Annotated in this window: 9 protein-coding genes; 2 read left to right on the top strand and 7 right to left on the bottom strand. The window is 61.0% G+C overall.

Translation table 11 applies throughout. The annotated features are described in order from the left end of the window. Positions 1-71 precede the first annotated feature (71 nt). Both ERD80_RS22160 and ERD80_RS22155 read right to left on the bottom strand, forming a co-directional pair. Complete coding sequence (locus ERD80_RS22160; protein WP_136548577.1) at positions 72-590, bottom strand: GNAT family N-acetyltransferase; 519 nt, start codon at positions 588-590, stop codon at positions 72-74. Next, positions 587-1,150, bottom strand: coding sequence for an XRE family transcriptional regulator (locus ERD80_RS22155; protein ID WP_058757823.1), 564 nt, complete (start codon positions 1,148-1,150; stop codon positions 587-589). The genes ERD80_RS22160 and ERD80_RS22155 overlap by 4 nt, the downstream gene beginning before the upstream one ends. 152 nt (positions 1,151-1,302) lie before the next feature. On the opposite strand from ERD80_RS22155, the gene ERD80_RS22150 reads away from it, so the two are divergent. Continuing rightward, positions 1,303-2,037: a MerR family transcriptional regulator gene (locus ERD80_RS22150; RefSeq protein WP_031279872.1), complete on the top strand. Its 735-nt coding sequence runs from the start codon at positions 1,303-1,305 to the stop codon at positions 2,035-2,037. 167 nt (positions 2,038-2,204) lie between these two features. Here ERD80_RS22150 and ERD80_RS22145 read toward each other — a convergent pair whose 3' ends face one another. Genes ERD80_RS22145 through ERD80_RS22130 form a run of 4 tightly spaced genes read right to left on the bottom strand, consistent with a single transcriptional unit; the run spans position 2,205 to position 5,942 of the window. Continuing rightward, the gene (locus ERD80_RS22145; protein ID WP_136548575.1) at positions 2,205-2,936 is read right to left on the bottom strand and encodes an ABC transporter permease; all 732 of its coding nucleotides are present in this window, start codon (positions 2,934-2,936) and stop codon (positions 2,205-2,207) included. After that, positions 2,936-3,871, bottom strand: a complete 936-nt coding sequence (locus ERD80_RS22140) for an ABC transporter ATP-binding protein (protein ID WP_021508457.1) — start codon at positions 3,869-3,871, stop codon at positions 2,936-2,938. The genes ERD80_RS22145 and ERD80_RS22140 overlap by 1 nt, the downstream gene beginning before the upstream one ends. Next, on the bottom strand, positions 3,864-5,030 hold the full coding sequence (locus ERD80_RS22135; protein WP_136548573.1) for an ABC transporter permease: 1,167 nt from the start codon (positions 5,028-5,030) through the stop codon (positions 3,864-3,866). The genes ERD80_RS22140 and ERD80_RS22135 overlap by 8 nt, the downstream gene beginning before the upstream one ends. Before the next feature lie 3 nt (positions 5,031-5,033). Further along, positions 5,034-5,942, bottom strand: a complete 909-nt coding sequence (locus ERD80_RS22130) for an ABC transporter substrate-binding protein (protein ID WP_058780854.1) — start codon at positions 5,940-5,942, stop codon at positions 5,034-5,036. 217 nt (positions 5,943-6,159) lie between these two features. On the opposite strand from ERD80_RS22130, the gene ERD80_RS22125 reads away from it, so the two are divergent. Then, positions 6,160-7,626 carry an MFS transporter gene (locus ERD80_RS22125; RefSeq protein ID WP_058775318.1) on the top strand — a complete coding sequence of 489 codons (1,467 nt, stop codon included), beginning with the start codon at positions 6,160-6,162 and terminating at the stop codon, positions 7,624-7,626. 31 nt (positions 7,627-7,657) lie between these two features. Here ERD80_RS22125 and idi read toward each other — a convergent pair whose 3' ends face one another. Next, positions 7,658-8,191: an isopentenyl-diphosphate Delta-isomerase gene (idi, locus tag ERD80_RS22120; protein WP_058757829.1), complete on the bottom strand. Its 534-nt coding sequence runs from the start codon at positions 8,189-8,191 to the stop codon at positions 7,658-7,660. Positions 8,192-8,445 lie beyond the last annotated feature (254 nt).

Here is an 8,445-nt window from a genome sequence, read left to right as displayed (position 1 = left end):
TCCCACCGGGAGAGGGAGACGCAGCCTGCGCACAAGGGAGAGGCGGCATCCGGTAACAGCAACCAGAACGCTTACGTCAGCCGCTTATACATCACCATGGTAGCATCCAGCTCGCCGGCCGTGGATTCGGCATAGCACGGAATCGAACCCGCCACCTGCCAGCCGAGCGACAGATAGAGCGCGCTGGCAACATCGCCGCTGCGCGTATCCAGCACCAGCAGCGTTTTACCCTGCTGCTGCGCCAGCTGCTCGGCACGTAACATCAGACGGCGCGCAATGCCCTGACGTCGCGCACGCGGATGCACCAGCAGCTTGCTGATCTCCGCGCGATGGCGGCCGTTGGGCATACTGCTGAAGCCCAGCATCACCGTGGCCACTATCTCGCCCGCTTGCCAGGCCACCAGCAGCTGGTTATCGCCGCTCGCCAGGCTGTAAATTTTGTCCTGCCAGAAACGCGCCATCACTGCGCGATCGTCTGCGTCAATGAAGCCGACGCTGGCACCGTCTGCCACGCAGCCGTGCAGCACCTCACACAGTGACGCCAGCAGCGGCTGCGCCTGGGTGGCGCTGAGAGAGTCGATTTCAATCATGGTTTACACACCACCAGAATGTAGCGCGCGCCGCCTTCGGCATGCGCCTGAAAAGAGGAACGTCCGCTGAGATGGAAACGCAGGCAATCGCCGGCCTGAAGCGTCCAGCTCTGCGTCTCCATGGTGAGGGTCAGCTCGCCCGACTGCAGCCAGATGTGCTGTTCCAGCCCCTGTACCGGCGGCGCATCATAATCAATGCGCGCGCCTGGACGCAGCACGCCCTCCACCAGCTCCGCTTTAAACTGACTGGCCGGCGGCGAGACGTTGCGCCGCTGGAAGCCGCTGAGCGTGTCCTGCCAGACCGGCTGCTGCTCCGCTTTCAGTAGCAGCGCCGCTTCTTCTTCTACTTCGCTGAGCAGTCGCGACATGGTTAAACCGTAGGCCACGCACAAGCGATTAAGCAAAGCGGCGGTAGGGCTGGTCTCAGCGCGCTCAATGCGCGACAATGATGCCCGGCTAATGCCGGTTGCCAGAGCCAGTTCATCCAGCGACCAGCCGCGCTGCAGGCGTAATTCCGCCAGACGTGCCGCAAGCCGATCTTCCGTATTTAGAGCAGACATCTTCAACCTCTCATTTTCGGGAAATAAATCTCACATAAGAGATAAAGCCCGAAATCGTGCAGTGGGTCAAGTTGTACAATAAAATAATCATTGTACAAGCTCACTCTGGCGGTTAAGGTGTTGTTATGCAGGTCAGAATTTTAGAGGATGCCATGGCCTTATACAGTATCGGTGATGTTGCCGAGCGCTGTGGAATTAACCCGGTAACCCTGCGCGCCTGGCAGCGTCGTTATGGATTGTTAAAGCCGCAGCGCACTGAGGGTGGTCATCGACAATTTGATGATGAAGATGTTCAGCGGATCGAAGAGATCAAACGCTGGATAGAGAGCGGTGTGCCTGTTGGCAAAGTCAAAGCCCTGCTTGAAGGAGAGACCTTCAACGTGCATGACGGCTGGACGGCGCTGCAGGAAGAGCTGATGAGCGTGCTGCGCCACGTGCGCGCCTCCAAACTGCGCACCAAAATCGCCACCATTGGCCGTGAACACCCGGTCGATGCGCTGATTGACCACGTTTTTGTACCGGTACGCCAGCGTCTCGGGCTGGATCAGAATACCGCCCGCACCATGTGCAGTCTGCTGGACGGCGCGCTGATTGATTATGTCGCGTTCTGTCTGGCAGGCGCGCGTAAAAAAGCCGGCAAAGATGCCTTAATGATTGGCTGGGGCGTAGAAGATCGCACCCGCATCTGGCTGGAAGCCTGGCGCTTAGCGCAGCAGGGCTGGCGCATTGATGTGCTGGCGGAACCGCTGGATATGCCGCGTCCGGAGCTGTTTCCCGGCCAGCATCTGTTTATCTGGACCGGTAAAAAGCCGACGCGCCGCCAGCTGGAGCAGTTTGAACACTGGCAGGCTCAGGGCTTCTCGATTCACGTCCACGAACCCACCTGAAAAATCGCACATGCGGCCTTTGCCTTACCGCATGTGCGCGTTATCATGCCGCACTTCATGACTTTTCTCAGGTTTACCTATGAACTGGAATAAAATTCTCATTGGCACCCTGTTTGCCATCATGGCGATTGGCGGCATGGGCGGCATGATGCTGGTTGGCTACAGCCTTATTCTGCATACCCACTGAGTGCGTGCTGCAACCGCTCCAGCAGCCGGTCGCAGATCAGCGCCAGCAGCGCCACCAGCAGCGCGCCCTGAATCACATAGGCGGTATTGAAGCCGCTCAGACCGATAATCACCGGCGAACCCAGACTCTCCGCTCCGACGGTTGAGGCGATGGTCGCGGTGCCGATGTTGATCATCACAGAGGTGCGCACGCCCGCCATAATCACCGGTGCCGCCAGCGCCAGCTCTATCTGCCACAGACGCCGCCACGGCCCCATTCCCAGACCGACGGCGATCTCACGGCTGCTGGCCGGAACGCTGTCCAGTCCCGCCAGCGTGCCTTGCAGAATCGGCAACAGCCCATACAGAAACAGCGCCATCACCGCCGGCGCAGCGCCAAAGCCCATGACCGGCACGGCAATCGCCAGCACCGCCACCGGTGGAAAGGTCTGGCCGGCAGCCGCCAGCGTCTCCATCAGCGGGCGGAACGCCCTGCCGCCGTGACGGGTAGCGAAGACCGCACAGCCAACGCCCACCACTATTGCCAGCGCGCTGCCGCTGATCACCAGCAGCAGATGGGCCAGCGCCAGCTGCCAGAAACTCTCCTGCTGGTACAGCGGACGCTCAAGCTGTGGAAACCAGTGCGCAAACAGCGGCGCACTGTGCGGTAACCCCCACAGCAACAGCAGAAATACCCCCAGCAGCCAGTAGAGCGGATCGCGCAGCATTCGCATCAGCCCGCCTCCTGCTGTCGCAGCAAATCGCTAAAGTGCAGCACGCCCAGCGGCTGCTGATGCTGATCGACAACCGGTAATTTGTCGGTGCGGCGCGCAATAAACTGCGACAGCGCCTCGCGTAGCGTCAGACCGGCGGCGATCGGCTCCGCCTCCAGCCACTCACCGCGTCGTGCCGCACTGCCGGCCCGCCCCAGCGCCAGCAGACGCACGCCCAGCTCGCTGCGGCCAAAGAACTGGCGCGCGAAATCACTGGCAGGCTGCGTCAGCAGGTCAATCGGCCGTCCCTGCTGCACAATCTCTCCGCCGTCCATCAGCACCAGCTGATCGGCTAGGGTTAACGCTTCGTCGATATCGTGCGTCACCAGCACCACGGTGCGCCCCGACAGCTGCTGAATGCGCAGCATCTCCTGCTGCAGCGCCTGCCGGTTGACCGGATCGAGCGCGCCGAACGGTTCATCCATCAGCAGCAGTTCCGGGTCGGCCGCCAGCGCGCGCGCCACACCAACACGCTGCTGCTGGCCGCCGGAGAGCTGGTGCGGATAGCGCGACGCCAGCTGACTGTCGAGATTGAGCAGCGCCAGCAGCTCCTCAACCCGTGCGGCAATTTTTTCCCGCGGCCAGCCGAGCAGCGATGGCACGGTGGCGATATTTTTGGCCACATTCCAGTGTGGAAACAGGCCGATGGACTGAATGGCATAGCCAATGCGCCGCCGCAGCGCGCGTGCATCCATCTGCTCGATCGGCTCACCGGCAAAACGGATTTCGCCGCTGTCATGCTCAACCAGCCGGTTAATCATCTTCAGCGTGGTGGATTTACCCGAGCCTGAAGTGCCGATCAGCACGGTAAAACTGCCCTTCTCAATCTTTAGCGACAGGTTGCGAATCGCCTCTTTACCGGCGAACGCTTTGCTCACCTGATGAAATTCAATCATGTCCTCTCTCCAGCAGCGCCGACAGCAATCGCAGCAGCGCATCGAATATCACCGCCAGCGCCACCACCGGAATCACGCCCAGCAGCACCAGATCCAGCGCGCTGCTCAGCAGTCCCTGAAACACAATGGCGCCGAAGCCGCCGGCTCCAATCAGTGCGGCGACCACCGCCAGCCCGACGGTTTGCACCACCACCACGCGCAGTCCGGAGAGCCACACCGGCAGCGCCAGCGGCAGCTCGGCGTGCCAGAACTGCTGCCAGCCGCTCATGCCCATGCCGCGCGCGGTTTCACGCACCTCCTGCGGCACCTGCTGCAGCCCCGCAACCACGCTGCGCACCAGCGGCAGCAGTGCATACAGCACCAGCGCAATCAGCGCCGGCGCGACGCCAATCCCGCTGATACCGAGGCGCGCCAGCTGCGGAAAATGCGCCGCCAGTCCGGCCAGCGGTGCAATCAGCAGGCCAAACAGCGCCACAGACGGCACGGTCTGGATCAGATTCAGCACGCTGAAGGCGGCATGTTGCCAGCGGGCGCGACGCGCGATGGCGAGTCCCAGCGGCAGACCAATCAGTAAGGTGGGCAGCAGCGTACCGCCCAGCAGCAGCAGATGCTGGCTGAACGCGGCGTTAAAGACAGCGGTGCGATTGCTGTACTCTTTCAGCAGCGACAGCGCGTCCAGCTGACCACTCAGCAGCAGTATCAGCGGCGGCAGCCACAGTTGCAGATTAAGCAGAATACGCAGCGGCGTCTGCTGATTAAGCTGGCGAATCGCTTCGGCGACCAGCAGCAGCGCTAATCCTGCCGCACACCATAGGCCGCTGCCCAGCGCGGTACGCGCCAGCGGGCTGCCGCTGCGGGCCAGCTCACTGGCGGCGTGGCCGCCGATGCCAATCAGCAGGGCAAACAGTAGCTCCGCGCCCAGCAGCTGCGCCAGCGCCGCACCGCGTCCCGGCGGCCACCACAATCCCAGCCATAGCCATAACAGCGGCAGCAGCAGCAGCCAGCCCGCCGTTACCTGCCAAAGCATCAGCGGCTGTCCGGAGACCAGCCGGTTAGCCGCGTAGCTCAGCAGCGGTAGCGCTCCCAGCGCCAGCGTAATCAGCAGCGTCAGCACCAGCAGCACCGGCTGCTGGCGCGGTCGGTTTATCCGTGACAGCACCGCTTACAGCAACTTATTCTGCTGCAGCCACTGCTGCGCCACCTGGCTGGCGTCCTGTCCGTCAACGGCGATTTGCGCGTTGAGCTGCTGCAGGGTTTTCTCATCCAGCTTGCTGAATACCGGCTGCAGCCAGTCGGCAATCTGCGGGTACTGTTGCAGCACGCTGGCACGGATCACCGGCGCAGGCGCGTAAATCGGCTGCACGCCCTTCGGGTCGCTCAGGGTTTGCAGGCCGAGCGCCGCGACCGGGCCGTCGGTACCGTAAGCCATCGCCGCATTGACGCCGGACGTTTGCTGGGCGGCCGCTTTGATGGTAACGGCGGTGTCTCCGCCGGCCAGCGACAGCAGCTGTGACTGGCCCAGCTTGAAGTTGTAGGCTTTCTCAAACGCCGGCAGCGCATCGCTGCGCTCGATGAACTCCGCCGACGCCGCCAGCTTAAAGGTGCCGCCTTTTTTCAGGTAAGCGCTGAGATCGTCGAGGGATTGCAGGTTATTCTGCTGCGCGACATCGCCGCGCACCGCAATGGTCCAGGTGTTGTTAGCCGGTGCTGGCGTCAGCCACACCAGATGATTTTTCTCTGCATCGAGCTTTTTCACCTTCTCATAGCCCTGCTGCGCGTTTTTCCACGCCGCGTCCTTCTCATCATTGAAGAAGAACGCCCCGTTGCCGGTATATTCCGGATAGATATCCAGCTCACCGGCGGTGATCGCGCCACGCACCACCTGCGTGGTACCGAGCTGGATTTTATTCACGGTTTTTACCCCATGCTGGTTCAGCACCTGCAGAATGATGTTGCCGAGCAGCGAACCTTCAGTATCGATCTTGGAACCTACCTTGACCGGGTCCGCTGCCTGCACGGCCCCGACACTCATCGCGAATGCGATCATCCCCAATAAACCCTGCTTAATCATGGCGCTTTCCTCAGCATTATTTTCTTTCAGTGATTATCAAGCGTAGCCTGGCGAAACGGGATGGGTGCGGTCAAGCGGCGCAATTCGTTCTTTTTCTGCTATCCGTTGCCGGTTTTATAGAACGCTTTGGTTGCACTTATAACCAAATAGAATTTTTCACATCCGTGGCGCGGCTTATGCTCATAGCCCCACTCTTTACAATAAATCACACAACATCATGTCTGACTTAACTTCTTCGGCGCACGTGGCGCTGGCAGGGAATACGCCGCAGGGCGAGACACAGTGGATTCGCAGCGCAGCCGACGTGACGCGGCTGGTCAACAACAGTAATGCCTCGCGCAGCAATGCGCGCATCGTCATCGCCATTGCGCTGGGCGGGGTTTTTCTCGATGCCTACGATCTCGGTGCGCTGGCCTTCGGTATTAAAGATGTCACGCGCGAGTTCAATCTGACCCCCGCCGGCACCGGCATGGTGGCGTCGGCTATCACCTTTGGCGCGATTGTTGGTGCGCTGATCGGTGGCTATCTCACCGATAAAATTGGCCGCTATCGGGTCTTTATGGCCGATATGTTCTTCTTCGTGGTGGCGGCACTGGCCTGTGCCTTTGCGCCGAACGAGTACGTGCTGGCGGCGGCGCGCTTTGTGATGGGGCTCGGCGTCGGCATCGATCTGCCGGTGGCGATGGCGTTTCTGGCGGAGTTTTCCCGACTGCGCGGTCAGGGCAATAAGGCCGCCAGCGTCGCGATGTGGTGTCCCACCTGGTACGCGGCGATCAGCATCTCCTATCTGCTGGTGCTGCTGCTGTATGCGGTGCTGCCAGAGAGCCATACTGACTGGCTGTGGCGGCTGATCCTCGGCTTTGGCGCGGTACCGGCGCTGTTGATCATCGCCATCCGCAGTCGTTACATGAGCGAATCACCGATCTGGGCGGCAAATCAGGGCAACCTGCAGGGTGCAGCGGCAATCCTGCGGCGGTCATATAACATCAACGCGGAGGTCGCGCAGGATGCCGATCTCACTGCCGCACAGCCAGTACGTAAAGCCAGCTGGCGCAACTACGGCGCGCTGCTGCAGGGCGTTTACCGCCGCCGTACGCTGCTGGCAACGATAACCTCGATTGCCTCGTCGTTTGCCTATAACGCCGTGGCCTTTGGCCTGCCGGTGATCATCTCCAGCTTCCTCGCGCAGTCGATGCTGACCACCATTCTGGTCTCGCTGGCGCTTAACCTGCTGTTTGCCTTTGTCGGGGGGCTGCTGGCGGTACGACTGGTGCCGCGGCTGGGTGCATGGAAGATGTCGGTGGCCGGTTACGCCTGCCAGTGTGCGGCGCTGCTGGGCCTGGCGCTGATTGGTCGCCCGGCCGGCGGCGAGGAAGCGGCCCTGGCGATTGCCATGCTGGCGCTGTTCCTGTTCGGTCAGGGGTTTGGTCCGGGTTCGCACACCATGACCTTTGCCTCACTGAGCTATCCGGCTTCGCTGCGTGGCGTGGGCGTCGGCTTTAATCAGACGCTGATGCGCGCCAGTTCGACGGTATCCCTGTTTGTGTTTCCGCTGCTGGTCGCGGCGTTCGGCACCGGCGTGTTCTGGGTGATCCTGCTCGCACCGCTGGCCGGATTACTGGCGCTGCTGGCGATTCGCTGGGAACCGTCAGGCTATGACGTCGATGCGGAAGATTTTCAGTAAGCGGATAACGCCTCAGCGATGAGGCGTTGGCTCAGGCGGTGAGGCGGAAATCGCCCAGCGTGTTGGGGATGCGCGGAAAAGTGTGCAGGAACCACGGCGTGAATTTTGCCGGATTGTCGCGCATCTCCTGCTGAATCTGTTCGACTGAGCGGTAACACCAGTCGTCAGCCTCATCAAGGTTGAGCACCGGCACTTCGTCACTGATGGCGAAAAACACGTGACCGTACTCATGTTCGATCAGACCGTTGCTGAGCGGCAGGTTATAGCTCAGTTCAAACACCGGCGTTAACGCCAGATCCAGTCCCATCTCTTCACGCAGGCGGCGCTCAGCCGCATCGCGCGTCGGCTCCTGCGGGTAAGGATGGCTGCAGCAGGTATTGCTCCACAAACCGCCGCAGTGATACTTGCTTTGCGCCCGGCGCTGCAGCAACAGTTCATGGCGCGAATTGAACACGTAAACCGTTACCGCACGATGCAGCAATCCTTTCTCATGCACTTCCAGCTTTTCCATCTTGCCGGTGGGACGATCGAGGTGGTCAACGAGGATAACTTCAATGGCGGGCATGACAACTCCTTCGGAAAAATCCCCACTATTGTACACAATAGCGGAAGCGGCAGCGGAGAAAATCGCGCACATTCCGTGCGCTGGCGCGATAAGCAGTAAGCTTAGCAGCCAGCGGATAATTCTGGAGAATAAGGCAGGAAAAAGCGTGACAGCGGCGCAAAAAACGCGCCGCTGTGCTTTCTGACGGGATGAATTACAGTTTGAAGCCGTGCACCACCTGCTCAAGCTGCACGCTCTGCTCTTCCATGGCGCGC

The sequence above is a fragment of the Pantoea sp. R102 genome (assembly GCF_004916815.1).
GTDB classification, from domain to species: Bacteria; Pseudomonadota; Gammaproteobacteria; order Enterobacterales; family Enterobacteriaceae; genus Pantoea; species Pantoea dispersa.
Note: the sequence above shows the minus strand (reverse complement) of the source record. Positions and strands in the feature narration are given on the sequence as shown.

Bases quoted from the DNA above. Each gene is read 5' to 3' on its own strand.
- ERD80_RS22160 (WP_136548577.1), bottom strand. From the start codon at position 590: ATGATTGAAATCGACTCTCTCAGCGCCACCCAGGCGCAGCCGCTGCTG.
- ERD80_RS22125 (WP_058775318.1), top strand. From the start codon at position 6,160: ATGTCTGACTTAACTTCTTCGGCGCACGTGGCGCTGGCAGGGAATACG.
- ERD80_RS22155 (WP_058757823.1), bottom strand. From the start codon at position 1,150: ATGTCTGCTCTAAATACGGAAGATCGGCTTGCGGCACGTCTGGCGGAA.
- ERD80_RS22130 (WP_058780854.1), bottom strand. From the start codon at position 5,942: ATGATTAAGCAGGGTTTATTGGGGATGATCGCATTCGCGATGAGTGTC.
- idi (WP_058757829.1), bottom strand. From the start codon at position 8,191: ATGCCCGCCATTGAAGTTATCCTCGTTGACCACCTCGATCGTCCCACC.
- ERD80_RS22140 (WP_021508457.1), bottom strand. From the start codon at position 3,871: ATGATTGAATTTCATCAGGTGAGCAAAGCGTTCGCCGGTAAAGAGGCG.
- ERD80_RS22150 (WP_031279872.1), top strand. From the start codon at position 1,303: ATGGCCTTATACAGTATCGGTGATGTTGCCGAGCGCTGTGGAATTAAC.
- ERD80_RS22145 (WP_136548575.1), bottom strand. From the start codon at position 2,936: ATGCGAATGCTGCGCGATCCGCTCTACTGGCTGCTGGGGGTATTTCTG.